Origin of the sequence: Petrotoga sp. SL27, from assembly GCF_002924605.1 — a bacterium.
Taxonomy (GTDB): Bacteria; Thermotogota; Thermotogae; order Petrotogales; family Petrotogaceae; genus Petrotoga; species Petrotoga sibirica.
This window is the reverse complement of the sequence record NZ_JAIP01000056.1, coordinates 1-276: the sequence shown is the minus strand read 5'-3', so window position 1 is coordinate 276 and position 276 is coordinate 1. Positions and strand designations below refer to the sequence as shown.

1 protein-coding gene is annotated in these 276 nt (G+C 36.2%); it reads left to right on the top strand.

Going from position 1 to position 276, the window contains the following annotated elements; all coding sequences use genetic code 11:
* Positions 1-276: transposase (locus AD60_RS10040; protein ID WP_146048852.1), on the top strand; the 276-nt coding region annotated here is incomplete at both ends.

The window sequence follows — 276 nt, the reverse complement described above, 5'->3', positions numbered from 1 at the left end:
TTCGTCGGTATCGATGTGAGTTCTCTAACTAATACAGTTTGTGCAATCGATTTCCAAAACAATAAACTCCTTGATTTTGATACTAAAAATAACAGAATAGGTGCTGAATACATCGCTGAGGCTATCGCCAATTGCCTTGTTTCTAACAAACTTGAATATGTCGTTATCGCTTTGGAAGCTACTTCTTTTTACAGCACTCACATAGCCAATTTCCTGTCAACCAATAAGAAACTTTTGCCTTTTAAACCTCTTGTGTACCAGCTTAATCCAAAAACT